Source organism: Streptomyces sp. NPDC025638 (assembly GCF_055558775.1).
In genome coordinates, this window is the sequence record NZ_JBVHLX010000001.1 from 578,633 (window position 1) to 596,518 (window position 17,886).

General features: G+C 70.5%; 19 protein-coding genes. 12 read left to right on the forward strand and 7 right to left on the reverse strand.

What is annotated here, in order from left to right; all coding sequences use genetic code 11:
- Nucleotides 1-372 precede the first annotated feature (372 nt).
- Nucleotides 373-1,080, reverse strand: a complete 708-nt coding sequence (locus ACZ4EG_RS02565; RefSeq protein WP_467789468.1) for an FAD binding domain-containing protein — start codon at nucleotides 1,078-1,080, stop codon at nucleotides 373-375.
- Between the two features lie 242 nt (nucleotides 1,081-1,322).
- Between ACZ4EG_RS02565 and ACZ4EG_RS02570 the strand changes: the two genes are divergently transcribed.
- The 8 genes from ACZ4EG_RS02570 (at nucleotide 1,323) to ACZ4EG_RS02605 (ending at nucleotide 8,279) form a co-directional block, all read left to right on the forward strand.
- Nucleotides 1,323-2,390 (forward strand): PhoH family protein, encoded by a 1,068-nt coding sequence (locus ACZ4EG_RS02570; protein ID WP_363295085.1) that lies wholly within the window; start codon nucleotides 1,323-1,325, stop codon nucleotides 2,388-2,390.
- A gap of 15 nt (nucleotides 2,391-2,405) precedes the next feature.
- A complete protein-coding gene (ybeY, locus tag ACZ4EG_RS02575; RefSeq protein WP_453551837.1) occupies nucleotides 2,406-2,903 on the forward strand; it encodes an rRNA maturation RNase YbeY in 498 nt (165 codons plus the stop codon).
- A 9-nt stretch (nucleotides 2,904-2,912) separates the two neighbouring features.
- Complete coding sequence (locus ACZ4EG_RS02580) at nucleotides 2,913-4,214, forward strand: hemolysin family protein (protein ID WP_363295083.1); 1,302 nt, start codon at nucleotides 2,913-2,915, stop codon at nucleotides 4,212-4,214.
- Nucleotides 4,211-4,570: an MmcQ/YjbR family DNA-binding protein gene (locus tag ACZ4EG_RS02585; RefSeq protein ID WP_453551840.1), complete on the forward strand. Its 360-nt coding sequence runs from the start codon at nucleotides 4,211-4,213 to the stop codon at nucleotides 4,568-4,570. The genes ACZ4EG_RS02580 and ACZ4EG_RS02585 overlap by 4 nt, the downstream gene beginning before the upstream one ends.
- Before the next feature lie 54 nt (nucleotides 4,571-4,624).
- Nucleotides 4,625-4,978, forward strand: a complete 354-nt coding sequence (locus ACZ4EG_RS02590) for a cytidine deaminase (RefSeq protein WP_363295081.1) — start codon at nucleotides 4,625-4,627, stop codon at nucleotides 4,976-4,978.
- 199 nt (nucleotides 4,979-5,177) lie between these two features.
- Entirely contained in the window at nucleotides 5,178-5,654 is a 477-nt protein-coding gene (locus tag ACZ4EG_RS02595; protein WP_467789257.1) for a hypothetical protein, read from the forward strand.
- Nucleotides 5,655-5,827: 173 nt separating this feature from the next.
- The gene (locus ACZ4EG_RS02600; protein WP_467789258.1) at nucleotides 5,828-7,156 is read left to right on the forward strand and encodes a beta-xylosidase; all 1,329 of its coding nucleotides are present in this window, start codon (nucleotides 5,828-5,830) and stop codon (nucleotides 7,154-7,156) included.
- 91 nt (nucleotides 7,157-7,247) lie between these two features.
- Nucleotides 7,248-8,279, forward strand: a complete 1,032-nt coding sequence (locus ACZ4EG_RS02605; protein WP_467789259.1) for a DUF916 domain-containing protein — start codon at nucleotides 7,248-7,250, stop codon at nucleotides 8,277-8,279.
- Here the strand turns inward: ACZ4EG_RS02605 and ACZ4EG_RS02610 are convergent.
- Together ACZ4EG_RS02610 and ACZ4EG_RS02615 are read right to left on the reverse strand one after the other, a co-directional pair.
- Complete coding sequence (locus ACZ4EG_RS02610; RefSeq protein ID WP_235452279.1) at nucleotides 8,173-8,511, reverse strand: P-II family nitrogen regulator; 339 nt, start codon at nucleotides 8,509-8,511, stop codon at nucleotides 8,173-8,175. The genes ACZ4EG_RS02605 and ACZ4EG_RS02610 overlap by 107 nt on opposite strands.
- Nucleotides 8,508-9,818, reverse strand: coding sequence for an ammonium transporter (locus ACZ4EG_RS02615; protein WP_467789260.1), 1,311 nt, complete (start codon nucleotides 9,816-9,818; stop codon nucleotides 8,508-8,510). Before ACZ4EG_RS02615 ends, ACZ4EG_RS02610 begins: the two co-directional genes overlap by 4 nt.
- Before the next feature lie 152 nt (nucleotides 9,819-9,970).
- Here ACZ4EG_RS02615 and era point away from each other — a divergent pair, with 152 nt between their 5' ends.
- The 3 genes from era to ACZ4EG_RS02630 all read left to right on the forward strand — a co-directional run bounded on the left by era (nucleotide 9,971) and on the right by ACZ4EG_RS02630 (nucleotide 11,688).
- Nucleotides 9,971-10,933, forward strand: a complete 963-nt coding sequence (gene era / locus ACZ4EG_RS02620; RefSeq protein WP_402628366.1) for a GTPase Era — start codon at nucleotides 9,971-9,973, stop codon at nucleotides 10,931-10,933.
- 59 nt (nucleotides 10,934-10,992) lie between these two features.
- On the forward strand, nucleotides 10,993-11,358 hold the full coding sequence (locus tag ACZ4EG_RS02625; protein ID WP_467789261.1) for a DUF6183 family protein: 366 nt from the start codon (nucleotides 10,993-10,995) through the stop codon (nucleotides 11,356-11,358).
- A gap of 75 nt (nucleotides 11,359-11,433) precedes the next feature.
- Nucleotides 11,434-11,688 carry a hypothetical protein gene (locus ACZ4EG_RS02630; RefSeq protein ID WP_467789262.1) on the forward strand — a complete coding sequence of 85 codons (255 nt, stop codon included), beginning with the start codon at nucleotides 11,434-11,436 and terminating at the stop codon, nucleotides 11,686-11,688.
- 7 nt (nucleotides 11,689-11,695) lie between these two features.
- On the opposite strand, the gene ACZ4EG_RS02635 is transcribed toward ACZ4EG_RS02630, so the two are convergent.
- The 4 genes from ACZ4EG_RS02635 to ACZ4EG_RS02650 form a co-directional block, all read right to left on the reverse strand.
- Nucleotides 11,696-12,949: an MFS transporter gene (locus ACZ4EG_RS02635; RefSeq protein ID WP_467789263.1), complete on the reverse strand. Its 1,254-nt coding sequence runs from the start codon at nucleotides 12,947-12,949 to the stop codon at nucleotides 11,696-11,698.
- The gene (locus ACZ4EG_RS02640; RefSeq protein ID WP_467789264.1) at nucleotides 12,946-14,277 is read right to left on the reverse strand and encodes a GH1 family beta-glucosidase; all 1,332 of its coding nucleotides are present in this window, start codon (nucleotides 14,275-14,277) and stop codon (nucleotides 12,946-12,948) included. Before ACZ4EG_RS02640 ends, ACZ4EG_RS02635 begins: the two co-directional genes overlap by 4 nt.
- Before the next feature lie 63 nt (nucleotides 14,278-14,340).
- The gene (locus tag ACZ4EG_RS02645) at nucleotides 14,341-14,607 is read right to left on the reverse strand and encodes a protealysin inhibitor emfourin (protein ID WP_453551870.1); all 267 of its coding nucleotides are present in this window, start codon (nucleotides 14,605-14,607) and stop codon (nucleotides 14,341-14,343) included.
- Nucleotides 14,608-14,628: 21 nt separating this feature from the next.
- The gene (locus tag ACZ4EG_RS02650) at nucleotides 14,629-15,699 is read right to left on the reverse strand and encodes a M4 family metallopeptidase (protein WP_453551871.1); all 1,071 of its coding nucleotides are present in this window, start codon (nucleotides 15,697-15,699) and stop codon (nucleotides 14,629-14,631) included.
- Nucleotides 15,700-16,038: 339 nt separating this feature from the next.
- On the opposite strand from ACZ4EG_RS02650, the gene leuA reads away from it, so the two are divergent.
- Nucleotides 16,039-17,760, forward strand: a complete 1,722-nt coding sequence (leuA, locus tag ACZ4EG_RS02655; protein WP_467789265.1) for a 2-isopropylmalate synthase — start codon at nucleotides 16,039-16,041, stop codon at nucleotides 17,758-17,760.
- Nucleotides 17,761-17,886 lie beyond the last annotated feature (126 nt).

Genomic DNA, 17,886 nt, shown 5'->3' on the forward strand with positions numbered 1-17,886 from the left:
CGGGTGGTGGCGTGGGCCGGGCTGTCGAGGGTGCCGAGCGTGCCGGAGTCGTCTCGGGCGCGGGTCGGGTCCCGCCTCTTCCGCGCCGCCGTGAGCGGGTGGTGGCGTGGGCCGGGCTGTCGAGGGTGCCGAGCGTGCCGGAGTCGTCTCGGGCGCGGGTCGGGTCCCGCCTCTTCCGCGCCGCCGTGAGCCGGGGCAGTCGTCCCGGGTGCGGGTCGGTCCTGCCCGGACTGTGCTGTCGTGAGCGGGTGGTGGCGTGGGCCGGGCTGTCGAGGGTGCCGAGCACGCCGGCAGTCGTCTCGGGTGTGGGTCCGTCCCGCCTGGGTTGCGCTGTTTGCCAGGCCCCGTCGATAGTGCGCCCCCCGGCGCAGATCAGTGGTCCGATGCCTGGGACAGGACCGTCGTGATCTCCTCCCGGAGGGCCTCGCGGGCCGGGTCCGGGAGGGCGTCCAGGGGGGTGTGGCTCAGGGCGTCGAGGAGCTGGGTGGGGGTCGCGTCGCGGGGCAGGGTTTCGGAGAGGACCTCGCAGCCGTCGCGGACGGCGACGCGGAGTTCTGTGGGGTGGGCGGCCGCCGCGACTATCAGGGGTGGCGCACCGCCCGGCTCGCCCGGCAGTTTGCGGTAGCCGCTGGCCAGGGGCGTGCTCCAGCGGAGCTTCAGCAGGACCGGGCGCTTCGCCAGGACCTCGGTGAGGTCGGTCTCGTACGTGCCGTCCGTCGCCAGCACCACGGCACGCGCGTCCAGCACCAGAGCCGCCGGCAGCAGATCGCGCAGCGTGCTGCCGACGAGGTTGCCACCGACCGTCGCGGTCCGGCGCACCGCACCCGTGCCCACCCCGGCCGCCGCCCGCCACAACACCTCCGGCACCCGCTCGTCGACCTGGTGCAGCAGTACGGCCCCGCCCACCTCCTCGGCCCCGATCACCCGCGCCTCGGGCACCTGCCGCAGCGACACCGCCTGCTCGGGAAAGCCGTCCCGCTGCCAGGCGGCCCACACCAGCGTGGCGCCGCCGACGGGTGTCGCACCCTCGGCCAGACACCCCTGCGCTTCGGACACGGACGTGGGCAGACGCAGCAACATGGCGGCCGACCTGCTTCCTTCGGACAGGTGGCCCTGGGTGACGTGGCCCACGACCACGTGCGGCGTGACACGGCGCATTCTGCCCACACGCCCGGGAGCGCATGCAGGGCTCACGGCTGCACAGCCGGGTGCCGAAAAGCCCTACGGCGTTGTCAGTGCTCCGTCGTACCCTTGGAATCGCGAGGCCGCCCTCAGCTACGCGGCCGTGACGAGGAGGAACCGCAGGCCTACAGCGCCGGCCCATGACTCAGACACCCACAGCTCACACCCCCGCGCAGGGGCAGGCGAGAGCACAGTTCACGGTCCCTGCCCAGCACCCGATGGTCACCGTGCTGGGTTCCGGCGACTCCCTTCTGCGCGTGATCGAGAAGGCCTTCCCGGGGGCCGACATCCATGTCCGGGGCAATGAGATCAGCGCGGTCGGCGACCCCGGTGAAGTCGCCCTCATCCAGCGCCTGTTCGACGAGATGATGCTGGTGCTCCGCACGGGGCAGCCGATGACGGAGGACGCAGTGGAACGCTCGATCGCGATGCTGCGGGCGAGCGAGAACGGGGAGGGCCCGGAGGAGACCCCGGCCCAGGTGCTGACACAGAACATCCTGTCCTCGCGCGGCCGCACGATCCGCCCCAAGACGCTCAACCAGAAGCGCTACGTCGACGCGATCGACAAGCACACGATCGTCTTCGGCATCGGCCCCGCCGGTACCGGCAAGACCTACCTCGCCATGGCCAAGGCGGTGCAGGCCCTGCAGTCCAAGCAGGTCAACCGCATCATCCTGACCCGCCCCGCGGTCGAGGCCGGCGAGCGGCTCGGCTTCCTGCCCGGCACGCTCTACGAGAAGATCGACCCCTATCTGCGCCCGCTGTACGACGCGCTGCACGACATGCTCGACCCGGACTCCATCCCCCGCCTGATGGCGGCCGGGACGATCGAGGTCGCGCCGCTCGCCTATATGCGCGGACGCACGCTCAACGACGCCTTCATCATCCTGGACGAGGCCCAGAACACGAGCCCCGAGCAGATGAAGATGTTCCTCACCCGTCTCGGCTTCGACTCGAAGATCGTGATCACCGGTGACGTGACGCAGGTCGACCTGCCGAACGGCACCAAGAGCGGTCTGCGACAGGTGCAGGAGATCCTGGAGGGCCTGGACGACGTCCACTTCTCCCGGCTGTCCTCCCACGATGTCGTACGGCACAAGCTGGTGGGCCGTATCGTCGACGCGTACGAGTTGTACGACAGCAAGCACGGCACCGAGAACGGCACCCACAAGGGCGGCCGGGGCAGGTCCGGGCACAAGGGGAAGTAGAGACACGGCACCACCATGTCGATCGACGTCAACAACGAGTCCGGAACCGAGGTCGACGAGCAGGCGATCCTCGACATCGCCCGCTACGCGCTCGCGCGGATGCGCATCCACCCGCTCTCCGAGCTCTCGGTGATCGTCGTGGACGCCGACGCCATGGAGCAGCTCCACATCCAGTGGATGGACCTGCCCGGCCCGACCGATGTCATGTCCTTCCCGATGGACGAGCTGCGACCGCCGGCCAAGGACGAGGAGGAGCCCCCGCAGGGACTCCTCGGCGACATCGTGCTCTGCCCCGAGGTCGCCGCCAAGCAGGGGGCCGAGGCGCCCACGCAGCACTCCATGGACGAGGAGCTCCACCTGCTCACCGTCCATGGCGTGCTGCACCTGCTCGGCTACGACCACGAGGAGCCCGACGAGAAGGCCGAGATGTTCGGCCTGCAGGCGGCCATCGTGGACGGCTGGCGCCATGAGAAGGGCCTGACCGGCCCGTCCCCGGCGCCGACGGTCTCGTAAGCGGCTCCGATGAGTCCGCAGATCGTCATCGGCGCGATCGCCCTCGTCGTCGTCGCCTGGCTCGCCGCCTGCGCCGAGGCCGGCATCGCGCGGGTCTCCAGCTTCCGCGCGGAGGAGGCGGTGAAGTCCGGGCGGCGCGGCAGCGCCCGGCTCGCCCAGGTCGCCGCCGACCCGACCCGCTATCTCAATGTGGCGCTGCTGGTCCGTGTCACCTGCGAGATGGCGGCCGCGGCCCTGGTGACCTACGCGTGCCTCCAGGAGATCGACGTCACCTGGCAGGCGCTGCTCGCCGCGATCGGCGTCATGGTCCTCGTGTCGTACGTCGCCGTCGGTGTCTCCCCGCGCACCATCGGCCGCCAGCACCCGCTGAACACGGCGACGGCGGCCGCGTACGTACTGCTGCCGCTGGCCAGGATCATGGGCCCGATCCCCTCGCTCCTGATCCTCATCGGCAACGCCCTGACCCCCGGCAAGGGCTTCCGCCGCGGTCCCTTCGCCTCCGAGGCGGAGCTGCGCGCGCTGGTCGACCTCGCCGAGCAGGAGTCCCTGATCGAGGACGAGGAACGCCGCATGGTGCACTCCGTCTTCGAACTCGGCGACACGCTCGTACGGGAGGTCATGGTCCCCCGGACCGACCTGGTCGTCATCGAGCGCTACAAGACCATCCGCCAGGCCCTCACCCTCGCCCTGCGCTCGGGCTTCTCGCGCATCCCGGTCACCGGGGAGAGCGAGGACGACATCGTCGGGATCGTGTATCTGAAGGACCTGGTCCGCAAGACGCACATCAGCCGCGATGCCGAGAACGACCTGGTGTCCACGGCCATGCGGCCCGCGTTCTTCGTGCCCGACACCAAGAACGCCGGCGACCTGCTGCGCGAGATGCAGAAGGAACGCAACCACGTCGCCGTCGTCATCGACGAGTACGGCGGGACCGCGGGCATCGTCACCATCGAGGACATCCTCGAAGAGATCGTCGGCGAGATCACCGACGAGTACGACCGTGAACTCCCGCCCGTGGAGGAGCTGGGCGACGACCGCTACCGGGTCACCGCCCGCCTCGACATCACGGACCTCGGTGAGCTGTACGGCCTGGAGGAGTACGACGACGAGGACGTGGAGACCGTCGGCGGACTGCTGGCCAAGGCGCTGGGCCGGGTGCCGATCGCCGGTGCCTCGGCCGAGGTCGAGCTCCCCGACGGGCGGAAGCTGGGGCTGACGGCGGAGGCCGCCGCGGGCCGCCGGAACAAGATCGTGACCGTGCTGGTGGAGCCGGTGGGGCAGCCGGCGGAGCGGGACGAGGAGTCCGAGTGACACCCGAGGAGCTGCGCGCCTTCTGTCTGTCGTTCAACGCGGTGGTGGAGGACTTCCCGTTCAGCCCGGGGGTCTCGGTCTTCAAGGTCCAGGGCAAGATGTTCGCGCTGAGCTCGCTGGACGAGCGGCCCCTCACGGTCAACCTCAAGTGCGACCCGGAGGACGCGGTCCGGCTGCGCGGTGAGTACGAGGGCCTGATCGCCCCCGGCTATCACATGAACAAGCGGCACTGGAACACGGTCACCGTCGACGGCGAGCTCCCGGACCGCCTGGTCCGGGAGCTCATCGAGGATTCGTACGACCTGGTCGTGGCCGGACTACCACGCGCCGACCGCCTCCGCCTCGACCGCCCCTGAGGCGGTGTACCCCCGTGGCGCGGTGCGCGGGGCCGCGCTCCGTATGCTCGGAGCATGACCGACAGCAACGCGCTCGACCCCGAGGACCGCAAGATCGTCACCCTGGCCCGTTCCGCGCGGGCCCGCAACGACGTGCCCGAGGGCGCGGCGGTACGGGACGAGACGGGGCGTACGTATGTCGCCGGGACCGTCGCTCTCGACTCGCTGAAGCTCAGTGCGCTGCGGACCGCGGTGGCGATGGCGGTGGCGTCCGGGGCGACGTCTCTTGAGGCGGCGGCGGTTGTGACGTCTGCGGACAGTGCGTCGGCGGAGGATCTGGCGGCCGTACGGGACCTGGGTGGGGCCGGGACGCCGGTGCATGTCGCCGGGGCGGACGGGGTTGTTCGGGTGACCGTTTCCGCGGGCTGAAGGTGTTTGAAGCGTTACCGAACGACAGGTCGGCCGGAATTCAACCTTGTCGTTCCCTGTCTCCTGCGCATCAATGAGAACGCAAGTTCCGACGGACCGTCAGGTCCGAGCCTTTCAGTGTGTCCGCACCCACCTGAGACAGGCATCCCGTCCATCCCCACATGGCATTCCCACCAACGGGAAGGGAGCCGGATTCCCCATGAGAGGCAAGCGCTCAGGAACTGGTGCGGCACTGACGGTCGGGGCCCTCGCGGTCACCGGCCTCGCGTTCGCACCCACCGCGGTCGCCGTCACCCCCCAGTCGGCGACCATCACCGCGGACTGCGGTGTCTTCGGCGGCGGTGCGGCCACGCTCACCGCCACCCAGAACGGCACCTCGGCCACCATCACCCTCACGTCCAGCGCGGTCACCGCACCACTCGCCGTGTCGGCCGACTCGATCACGTCCAAGCTCACCCTGGTGAAGGCGAGCGGCGGCACCACCGTCTTCAGCGGGAAGAAGAACCCGGCCATGGCCGCCGGGGACCCGGTCAGCGTCGGCCCGCTCAGCGGCACCGTGGCCTCCGGTGACAGCCTGGAGGCGCACGGCGGCTCGCTGCAGATGACCGTCTTCGGCATCACGATCACCTGCACGGCGACGGCGAACCAGTCGCCGGGTCCGTTCGTCTTCGACTGATTCGGCTGATTCGACTCATTCGACTGAGCGGTTCGTTCCGGATGCCGCAGAAACTGATGAACCGTCAGTTTTCTGCGGCATCTCCATTGACTTCTCACATGACCTGCACATCAATGGCCCCCTGTCGGCGCAGCCGAGCCGCTGCGCCCGCAACCCTCAGGAGGGGGCATCCCATGGGTTCGACAGTCCGAAGATCCCGACGGTGGCGCTGGGCGTCGCTGTTCGGGGCGACCGCGCTCGCGGTCACCGCGGGCGGAGCGCTGGCCTGCCCGGCCGGTGCCGCGGGCACGAACGTGGACTTCGCCACGCACTGCATCCCGCCCGCGGTCGCGGGCATCCCGCCGATCGACGGCACCACCACCGCAAGCGTCTCGGTGGACAACACGAGTCCCAAGGTGGGCGACACCGTCACCGTGACCTACACGGTCGTCACGCCCGCAGCCAGCAACCCCACCGACATCGCCCTGCCGGCCGACATCATGACCCCGACCGGCAAGGTCACCCTCGGCGGTGCGCAGACCGGTTCGGTCACGGTCGCCGGGCCCAAGAAGAACACCCCGGTGCCGGGGAAGGGCGCCTTCCCGTCGTTCTCCATGACCGGGACGTTCACCGTCACCACGCCCGGCGCGATCACCCTCTCGCCCGGCGACTACAACATCCACACCAGCTACATCCTGGAGCTGGACACCCCGTGCACGGTCATCACACCGCCCGCCCCGGTGTCGGAGACCGTCACGGCGACCTCCGGAACGCCCACCAACACCCGGGCGATCTCGCTGAGTTCGGCATCCGGCAACCCCGGTGCCGGTGTCACCGTCAGCGGCAGCGACTTCACGCCGGGTGCCACCGTCACCCTCGCCGGACGGTCCGGGGACACCCAGACCGCGGACACGGCGACCGCGACCGCCGATGCCCAGGGCTCCTTCAGCGCCCCGATCACCGTCAACGACAGGACGACGACCGGGATCGTGGCGTACGAGGGCGCCTCCTGGAACGCCGACAAGGGCGCCGGTCCCGCCGCCTACGTCGTGAACGACACCACGCCCGTCCCCGACGGCAGCCAGAAACTGACCACCACCGTCAAGGCGGGAACCCTGTCCATGTCCCAGGCCGGGGACGCCGTCGCGCTCTCGGCGGTCGACTTCGGCAAGGGCGGCGCCTCCACGGGCGCCCTGCAGACCGTGACCGTCAAGGACTTCCGCGGCGGGCCCGCGGGCTGGTCCCTGACCGGCAAGGTCACCGACTTCACCGGTCCCGGCGCCAAGATCGGTGCCGGGAAGCTGAGCTGGACCCCCGCCTGCGCGACCAAGGCGGGCAGCCCGAGCACCTGCAAGGCCGGTTCCGTGGGCGCGGTGGGCGCTTCGGGAGCGACGCTGGCGTCGACCCCCGACGGCACGGTCACCGGCGGTGAGTTCACCGTGGATGCCGGACTCTCCCTGGACGTACCGGCGTTCACGCCTCCGGGCGCGTACTCCGGCGTCCTGACCCTCACCCTCACCTGATCCGCCCGCTCTCGGCGGCCGGGCGCCCGACCGCACCGGGCCGCACCCGCCCGACCGCCGTCCCGACTCCGCCCGTGGGGGGTCCGCACCCATGCGCAAGCCGTATGTCCTCCTCCTGAGCCTCATCGGTCTGTTCTCGGGCCTGTTCTGCGGGCTGACGACCGGGTCCGCGTACGCCGCCGACAACGGCAGCTGGTCCGTCTACCCCGTCTCCTCCCGCGTTGCCGCGCGGCCCTACTTCTACCTCTCGGCCGACCCCGGGCAGACGATCACGGACAAGGTGGTCGTCGCCAACAAGACCGGGAAGCCGCTCACCTTCCGGCTCTACGCCGCCGACGCCTACAACACCGCCCGCGACGGAGGCTTCGCCGTGCGGACGGTCAAGGAGCGGATGCGGGGCGTCGGAGCCTGGGCGAAGCCCGCGAAGTCCCGGGTCACCGTCCCCGGCCACAAGACCGTGACCGTGCCCTTCACGCTGCGCGTCCCGCGGGGCGCCGAACCGGGCGACCACCCGGGCGCGATCGTCGCGCTCGACGAGCGGGTCGACGCCGGCAGCGGCTCCCTCGCGCTAGCGGTGCAGCGGGCCGTCGGCGCCCGGGTCTATCTGCGGGTGAGCGGGCCCACGGTCCCCGCGATCTCCGTCGAGAACATGCACGTCACCCACCACCAGCCGCTCGTCCCCGGCCTCGGCGACAGCACCGCGACGATCTCCTACACCCTGCACAACACGGGCAACGTCACCCTCGACCCGAAGGTGGAACTCCGTGCGCGGGGACTGTTCGGCCGTACGCTCCTGGCGCGCGACCTGACCCGGATCCCCTCCGAGCTGCTGCCGGGCCAGCGGGTCCGGCTCACCGAGCCCTGGCGGGGCGCACCCCAGCTCGACTGGGGAGACATCACGCTGACGGCGAGCGCCACGGGCACCCGGGAGTCGGCGAGCGCGTCGTTCTTCGCGCTGCCGTGGCTGGTGGTGGCGCTGGCCTTCGCCGCGGGGGCGGTCGGCGGGGCGCTGTTCGTCAGAGCGCGTCGGGGCCGCGCTCGCCCGTCCGAACCCGTACGACCGTCTCCACCGGCACGGCCCACACCTTCCCGTCCCCGATCTTCCCCGTCTGCGCGGCCTTGACGATCGCGTCGATGACGTCCTCCGCGGCGGCGTCCTCGACGACGACCTCGATGCGGACCTTGGGCACCAGGTCGACGCGGTACTCGGCGCCCCGGTACACCTCGGTGTGGCCGCGCTGGCGGCCGTACCCGCTCGCCTCGGTCACGGTCAGGCCGTGCACGCCGAGCTCCTGGAGGGCGGTCTTGACCTCGTCGAGCCGGTACGGCTTGACGATCGCGGTGATGAGCTTCATGCCTGGGGGGTGACCTTCTGGGCGGTGGGGACGACGGAGTGGGCGACCGGGGCTCCATGGCCCAGGACCCCGTGATCGTAGGCCGTCTCGGCGTGCACCGTAAGGTCCAGGCCGGTGTGCTCCTGCTCCTCGCCCGCACGGAAGCCCATGACCTTGTCGAGGGCCTTGCCGATGCCGTACGTCACGCCGAACGCGTACGCGGCCACGACCACCACGGCCACCAGCTGCTTGCCGAGCTGGGCGAGCCCGCCGCCGTAGAGAAGGCCTTCCGTGCCGCCGGTCATCGCCCTCTCGGCGAAGACGCCGATCAGCAGGGTGCCGATGATGCCGCCGACCAGGTGGACGCCGACGACGTCGAGGGAGTCGTCGTAGTTCAGCCTGAACTTCCAGCTCACCGCGTAGGAGCAGACGCCACCGGCGGCGAGGCCGACGACCAGGGCGCCGAGCAGGGAGACCGAGCCGCAGGACGGGGTGATGGCGACCAGACCGGCCACGGCACCGGAGGCCGCGCCGAGCGTGGTCGGGTGGCCGTCGCGCCGCTGCTCGACGAAGAGCCAGCCGAGCAGGCCGGTGCAGCCGGCGGCGAGGGTGTTGAGGAAGACGGCGGCCGCAAGCCCGTTGGCGCCCAGGGCAGAGCCCGCGTTGAAGCCGAACCAGCCGAACCAGAGCAGACCGGCGCCGAGGACGACCATGGGCAGGTTGTGCGGCCGCATGGCGTCCTTCTTGAACCCCAGCCGCGGGCCGAGCACCAGGCACAGCGCGAGGCCGGAGGCACCGGAGGTGATCTCGACGGGCAGCCCGCCCGCGAAGTCGAGGGCACCGAGGTGGTGCAGGATCCAGCCGCCGGGCCCCCAGACCCAGTGAGTGACGGGAACGTATACCAGCAGCGCCCAGACGGGTACGAAGACGAGCCACGTCCCGAAGTTCGCCCGGTCGGCGATCGCACCGCTGATCAGCGCCGCCGTGACGATCGCGAAGGTGAGCTGGAAGGTGGCGAAGAGAAGGGTGGGGACCGTGCCCTGGACGCTGTCCGGGCCGAGACCGCTCATACCGGTGTGGTCGAGCCCGCCGATGAGTCCGCCGCCGATGTCGTCGCCGAAGGCGAGGGAGTAGCCGGCCGCCAGCCATACCACCGTGACCAGGGCGATCGACACGAAGCTCATCATCAGCATGTTGAGGACGCTCTTCGTGCGGACCATGCCGCCGTAGAAGAGGGCCAGGCCCGGGGTCATCAGCAGGACCAGGGCGGTGGCGGCGAGCAGCCAGGCGGTGTCACCCGTGTCTGCGTGCGCGGCGGCGAGGATCACGTCGTCTCCAACGGTGCGGGGGCTCGTCAGAGATTCCTGGGTACGCGTTTCCGGTTGCGTACGGGTGTGTTTCCGTGACGTTTCGTTGCGAGGGGGTTTCTGGAACCTCACTGTGCACTCACGGTGCGGCGCGGCCTTGTGGATCAGGGAGAATGGGCGCCATGAGCGTTCGCACCCAGTCATCCGAGCAGTCGGCCGAGGCCGTCCACCGCGCCGGCTTCGCCTGCTTCGTGGGCCGCCCCAACGCGGGCAAGTCCACCCTCACGAACGCTCTGGTCGGGAAGAAGGTGGCGATCACCGCGAACCAGCCGCAGACGACGCGGCACACGGTACGCGGCATCGTGCACCGGCCCGACGCCCAGCTGATCCTGGTGGACACCCCCGGACTGCACAAGCCGCGCACACTGCTCGGCGAGCGCCTCAACGACGTGGTCCGCACCACGTGGGCCGAGGTCGACGTGATCGGCTTCTGCCTGCCGGCGAACGAGAAGATCGGCCCCGGTGACCGCTTCATCGCCAAGGAGCTGGCCGGGATCCGGAAGACCCCCAAGGTCGCCATCGTCACCAAGACCGACCTGGTGGACTCCAAGGCCCTCGCCGAGCAGCTGATCGCGATCGACCAGCTCGGCAAGGAGCTGGGCTTCGAGTGGGCGGAGATCGTCCCGGTGTCGGCGGTCGGCGACAAGCAGGTGGGCCTGCTGGCCGACCTGCTCGTCCCGCTGCTGCCGGAGGGCCCGGCGCTCTACCCCGAGGGCGACCTCACGGACGAGCCCGAGCAGGTCATGATCGCGGAACTGATCCGCGAGGCCGCCCTGGAGGGCGTCCGCGACGAGCTGCCGCACTCCATCGCCGTGGTCGTGGAGGAGATGCTCCCGCGCGAGGACCGCCCCGCGGACCGCCCCCTCCTCGACATCCACGCCAACCTCTACATCGAGCGTCCCAGCCAGAAGGGCATCATCATCGGCCCGAAGGGCAAGCGCCTGAAGGAGGTCGGCATGAAGTCCCGCAAACACATCGAGGCCCTGCTCGGCACGCCGGTCTTCCTGGACCTCCACGTCAAGGTCGCCAAGGACTGGCAGCGCGACCCGAAGCAGCTGCGGCGGCTCGGGTTCTAGTCCGGCAGCACGGCGGCGGAGATTCCCCGCGACCGCTCTGGGAACGGCCGGAGCCGGAGTTGGCGCAACTGGCCGAGCACCGCCCCTCCGAGTTGTACGGGGGCTCCGTGGCCTGCCGGACGACCCCCGACGACGTGCTGGGCGAGCTGTTCTCGGCCGCCCGCAACGGCGGGGTGAACGGCGGCGCACAGGGCGGCGCCTACGCGCGGCTGTACGCGGGGGAGAGCCTCTACGCCCTGCTGGGACTGCCCGCCGACGTTCCGTTCCTGGATGCCGTGCGGTACGGCATCGACCACCGGTGGCTGCGCTTCATGGCGTTCACGCCCTGGTTCCACCACGACACCGCGGACCTGGCCTTCGCGGTCCTCGACCCCTCCGGCACCAGGGTCGCGGTCCTGCTGGCGACCGATACCGAGGCGGCCTGAGACGGCGTCACGGGCTCGGCACCCGGTGCTCCGGGCTGCGCTGCTCGCGCTCAATGGCCCGGATGTGCCGTGGTCGTGCGGCACGCCACCGCCAAGGAGGGCGGCGAGCTGGTGGCGGAGTGGCGGGTGCCGGAGCTGAGGCTGAGGCTCCGCACCCGGATGCGTCTCGTCCCGGCCGACCGCGAGGTGCGCACCCTCCAGGAGCAGTGGGAGGCGCGGTCGGGCGAGCGCAGCCATGGGCGCGGTCCGGCGACCACGGTCTCCCGCCGGTGGAGGTACGAGCGGTCTCGGTGCGGGGTGGACCTGGTGGGGCGGCTGTGCGGGTTGTGAGGGACTCTCAGTCGACCCCCCGTATCCGGTTCACGAGCCCCGCCCCGGCCAGTCCGATCACCGCTGCCACCAGGTACAGCACCCGGTAGCCGCCCAGGTACGTCACGATCGGTGCGGCGAGGGCGGGGGCGGTTACCTGGGGGAGGGCGTTGGCCACGTTGATGACGCCCAGGTCCTTGCCCCGGTCCAGTGCCTTCGGCAGGACGTCCGTCATCAGCGCGAAGTCGACCGAGGTGAACACGCCGAAGCCGATGCCCAGGACCGCCGCCGCCACGATCGCGCCCGGCCAGGTCTGCCACCCCGACAGCAGTGCCGTCGCCACCGCCATCAGCGCGCCCGACCAGAGCACGAACGGCTTGCGCCGGCCCACCCGGTCCGACCAGACCCCGCCGACCACGACCGTGCCCAGCAGGGTCAGGCCGTTCACCGCCGTCAGGATGAGCACGCCCTCGTCGGGGTCGGGGTAGTCGAGGCGGTCGCGCAGGTAGTACAGGAGGTAGAGCAGGACGAGGGAGTTGCTGAGGTTGATCAGGAAGCGGGTCAGCCAGGCCCAGCCGAGGTCGGGGTGGCGGCGCGGACTCAGCCAGAAGCCCGCGAGGAAGCCCCGCCAGTCCCAGGGCGGCCGGTCCGCGTCCGCCAGCCGCAGGTCCTCGTAGCGCAGGACGTACGGCAGCACGCCCGCGAGCGTGAACACCGCGCACGCGACATACCCGGCCCCGATCCCGCCCGCCGCCGTCGCCAGGCCCGTCCCGCCGACCACGCCGAGGATCTGCGCCGCCCCCAACCAGCCGCCCACCGCGCCCCGTTGCAGCCTGGGCACCCGGTCCGGCACCGCCGCCGTGACCGCCGCGAAGGCCGCGTTGAGCGTCAGCTGGACCAGGCACCAGCCCAGCGCCATCGTCCACACCCCGCCCGCGCCCGCGAGCAGCAGCAGCGACAGCGCGCCGCCCGCCGCGCCGGCCACGATCCACGGCGTGCGGCGGCCCCAGCGGGACGTGGTCCGGTCGGACAGCGCGCCGAAGACCGGGTTGGCGATCAGGGACACGACCGCGCCCACGCCCGTGACCCACGCCAGCATCGTCTCCTTGGACATGCCGGAGCCGGGCGCGAAGTCCCCTGCCTGGGAGGCGAGCAGGATCTGCAGCGGCCCGAACCAGCCCACCCATATCGCCCCGTTGGCCAGCGAGAGCGCCGCCGTCCAGCCCCGGCCGACCCGCTCGACCGGCTCGGCCAGTGCGGCCGGCGGACGGGTCGTCGTCATCCCCGCGCCCCCTGTCTCTGCGCCCGCAGCACCTCCTGGAACCAGCGGTACGAGGCCTTCGGGGTCCGTCGCTGCGTCTCGTAGTCGACGTGCACGAGACCGAACCGGCGCGCGTACCCCTCCGCCCACTCGAAGTTGTCGAGCAGCGACCAGACGAAGTAGCCGCGTACGTCCACCCCGGCCTCCACCGCCCGGTGCAGCGCCCGCACATGGCCGTCCAGGTAGGCGATCCGGTCCTGGTCGTCGATGCCCTCGTACGAGCAGCCGTTCTCGGTGATGACGACGGGAGGGAGCCGGTCGCCGTAGCGGTCGCGGAAGCCGGTGAGCAGCTCCGTGAGGCCCTCGGGGACGACGGGCCAGCCGAAGTCGGTCACCGGGCGGCCCTCGATCTCCCGGACGGAGAAAGGGAGTTCGGAGGGGATCGTCAGACCGCCGAACTCGGTGTCGGTGCCGTGCGGGGCGCCCACCTTCGTCGGGGCGTAGTAGTTGATGCCGTACCAGTCGACCGGCTCGGCGATCGCCTTCAGGTCCGACTGGACGTCGCCGGGCATCAACTCGCCCATCCCGTCCGGGTATTCGCCGAGGATGAGCGGCTCGGCGAACAGTCGGTTGAGCAGCAGGTCGTAGAAGCCCGCCGCCTCCAGGTCGGCGGGCTCCTGCGAAGCGGGCCAGGTCGGACCATGCGAGTTGGCGATGCCGATGTCCGTGGCCCCGGCCGCGCGCAGCGCCCGTACCGCGAGGCCGTGGGCCAGGAGCTGGTGGTGGGCGACGGGGAGCGCGTCGAAGACGAGCCGCTTTCCCGGGGCGTGGGCGCCGATGGCGTGGCCCAGCAGGGTGTGTTCCGCGGGTTCGTTGAGGGTGATCCACTTGGTGACGCGGTCGCCGAGCCGGGCGGCGACCACCGAGACGTACTCGGCGAAGCGCGCCGCGGTGTCCCGGTCCAGCCAGTCGTACTGAACCGGCAGGTCCCAGTGGAAGAGGGTCGGGACGGGGCGTACGCCCGCCGCGCACAGCTCGTCCACCAGGCGGTCGTAGAAGTCCAGGCCGTTCGGGGAGTTCACCCTCGGCCAGGAGATGGAGAAGCGGTACGCGTCCACGCCCAGGCCGGCCAGGAGCGCCACGTCCTCGCGGTAGCGGTGGTAGTGGTCGCAGGCCACCGCCGCCGTCGAGCCGTCCTTCACCCGTCCCGGCTCTGCCGTGAACGCGTCCCACACGGACGGCTCGCGCTCGTCCACCGCCCCCTCGATCTGATGGGCCGAGGTCGACACGCCCCACAGAAAACCGGCCGGGAACTGAGGTATCGGGTTCGTCGCCATGGGCGCGATCATCCTTACCGCTGGTAACGGAAGTCAACGCCCAGGCGCGAACCCGCAGTCAACGATCCCGGCGGGTCACGCCCCTTCCTTCAGCACCCATGTGATCAGCCTGCGCTGGTCCTGGGTCAGATGGGGATCCGCCGCGTACACGGTCTTGCCGTCGACCGTGATCTCGTAGCTGAAGCCGTCCGGCACCCCGAGGGGCGGTGTGCCCCGGCCGGCGGCGAGCGCCTGCCCGGCCAGGGCCTCCCACTCGGGTGCGTCGGGCCGCCCCGAGGTGTCCACCTCGGCATGCCGCTCGATGCCCGCGAATCCGCCCGTGCGACTCACCTGAATACGCATGGGTCTCTGTCTAGTACGGATCTAGAGGGTGCGCACCCCGACCTGCTCCCAGGCCTTGCTGACGGCGTCCGTCTCGTCGCCCGCGCCGTAGCGTGCCTTCGCCGCCGCGACGGTCAGCGTGGCGAAGTCCGCGAACAGCGCGTCCTTCTTCAATTGGCCGCTCGTCAGTGTGTCGTACCAGATCTGTCCGGCCCGCTCCCAGGCGTTGCCGCCGAGGGCCGTGGCGAGCAGGTAGAAGGCGTGGTTGGGGATGCCGGAGTTGATGTGGACGCCGCCGTTGTCGCGGCCGGTGCGCACGAAGTCGTCCATCGTCGCGGGCTGCGGGTCCTTGCCGAGGACGTCGTCGTCGTACGCCGTGCCCGGGGCCTTCATCGAGCGCAGCGCGGTGCCGGTGACGCGCGGGGCGAGCAGGCCCGAGCCGATCAGCCAGTCGGCCTCCGCGGCGGTCTGGCCCAGCGAGTACTGCTTGATCAGCGAGCCGAAGACATCGGAGAGCGACTCGTTGAGGGCGCCGGGCTGGCCGAAGTAGGTGAGGTTGGCCGTGTACTGCGTGACGCCGTGGGTCAGCTCGTGGCCGATGACGTCGATCGGGAGGGTGAAGTCGAGGAAGATCTCCCCGTCCCCGTCGCCGAACACCATCTGCTCGCCGTTCCAGAAGGCGTTGTTGTAGTCCTTGTCGTAGTGGACGGTGGCGTCAAGCGGCAGTCCGTTGGCGTCGATCGAGTCGCGCTCGAAGGCCTTCAGATACAGCTCGAAGGTGGCGCCGAGGCCGTCGTAGGCGCGGTTGACGGTGGCGTCCTTGACCGGGTCGGCGCCCTCCGCGCGGACCTTCTTGCCGGGCAGGTCCGTGCCGTGGTGGAGGTCGCGGATGGTGCGGTGCGGCTTGCCGGCCTCGGCCGCGGCGGGCAGGGCGACGGACGGCGCGCCGATGACGGTGGTCAGCCGCCGGTGGGTGCGCTCGAAGGCGTCGCGCTCCAGGGTGCGGCGGGCGGGTCGGGCGATCGCGGGGTCCTCGGTCTGGGCGAGCTTGTCGAGGACGTGCGGTGGCACGATCGTGCAGAAAACGGGCTCGAAGCCCCCGTGGGTGGTCATGTCCGGCACCTTCGCACTGTGTTATGCCGCTGTCACTACCCGCCACCATGATTGGTGAAATACGGGGACAAGAACCCCAGTCGGCGTCACTGAGTGGTATGGCGCACGTTTTGTCCTATTTACCGCTCGGGTCCCGCATACTGAAACAGGCCCGCGCACCCGGCCCGGCTCGGCTAGGCTGCGGAGCATCATGCGTTTCGGGCTGCTTCTCCTTAGCTGCCGCGGCGAGGGCCTGTAGTCAAAAGGCCGACTCCCTCCCCGCGGAGCTTGGCGTTGCGTCGTCGGCCGTCCTTCCGGACACCGGACACACACCGGACTTCTCGAGGAGCCCACGCAATCATGGCGAACCGCCAGCAGCCCAGTTCCATGCCGATCCACAAGTACGGCCGGTACGAGCAGGTCGACATCCCGGACCGTACCTGGCCCGAGACGCGGATCACCGCCGCCCCCCGCTGGCTCTCCACCGACCTGCGCGACGGCAACCAGGCCCTGATCGACCCCATGTCGCCCGAGCGCAAGCGCCGGATGTTCGACCAGCTGGTCAAGATGGGCTACAAGGAGATCGAGGTCGGCTTCCCGGCCTCCGGCCAGACGGACTTCGACTTCGTGCGCTCGATCATCGAGGAAGAGGGCGCGATCCCGGACGACGTCACGATCTCCGTACTGACCCAGGCCCGCGAGGACCTGATCGAGCGGACGGTGGAGTCCCTGAAGGGCGCCAAGCGCGCCACCGTCCACCTCTACAACGCCACCGCCCCGGTCTTCCGCCGGGTCGTCTTCCGCAGCTCCAAGGACGACATCAAGCAGATCGCCGTCGACGGCACCCGCCTGGTGATGGAGTACGCCGAGAAGCTGCTGGGCCCGGAGACCGAGTTCGGCTACCAGTACTCGCCGGAGATCTTCACCGACACCGAGCTGGACTTCGCCCTGGAGGTCTGCGAGGCGGTCATGGACGTCTGGCAGCCCGGTCCGGGCCGCGAGATCATCCTGAACCTGCCCGCCACGGTCGAGCGCTCCACCCCCTCCACCCACGCCGACCGCTTCGAGTGGATGGGCCGCAACCTGTCCCGCCGCGAGCACGTCTGCCTGTCGATCCACCCGCACAACGACCGCGGTACGGCCGTCGCCGCCGCCGAGCTGGCCCTGATGGCCGGCGCCGACCGCGTCGAGGGCTGCCTGTTCGGGCAGGGCGAGCGCACCGGCAACGTCGACCTGGTCACCCTGGGCATGAACCTGTTCTCGCAGGGCGTCGACCCGCAGATCGACTTCTCCGACATCGACGAGATCCGTCGTACGTGGGAGTACTGCAACCAGATGGAGGTCCACCCGCGCCACCCGTACGTGGGCGACCTGGTCTACACGTCCTTCTCCGGCTCCCACCAGGACGCCATCAAGAAGGGCTTCGACGCCATGGAGGCCGACGCCGAGGCCAAGGGCGTCACCGTCGACGACATCGAGTGGGCGGTCCCGTACCTGCCGATCGACCCGAAGGACGTCGGCCGCTCCTACGAGGCCGTCATCCGCGTCAACTCGCAGTCCGGCAAGGGCGGTGTCGCGTACGTCCTGAAGAACGACCACAAGCTGGACCTGCCGCGTCGGATGCAGATCGAGTTCTCGAAGCTCATCCAGGCGAAGACGGACGCCGAGGGCGGCGAGGTCACGGCCGCCGACATCTGGTCGGTCTTCCAGGACGAGTACCTGCCGAACCCGGACAACCCCTGGGGCCGCATCCAGGTCCGCACCGGCCAGTCGACGACGGACACCGACGGCGTGGACAGCCTCACCGTCGAGGCGACGGTCGACGGCGAGGACACCGTCCTGACCGGTACCGGCAACGGTCCGATCTCGGCCTTCTTCGACGCCCTGCAGTCCATCGGCATCGACGTACGCCTGCTGGACTACCAGGAGCACACGATGAGCGAGGGCGCCTCCGCGCAGGCCGCCTCGTACATCGAGTGCGCGATCGGCGACAAGGTTCTGTGGGGCATCGGCATCGACGCGAACACGACGCGTGCGTCGCTCAAGGCGGTCGTGTCCGCCGTGAACCGCGCGACCCGCTGACCCCGTCCGACCAGGCATTTCGCTGCCCCGACCGCTGTGCACGGCGGTCGGGCCGGCGTCGTTTCTCGGCCATGGGTACGAGGAGGTCACGGACAGGTCTCGTACTGGGTAATGACTCCACCTCGA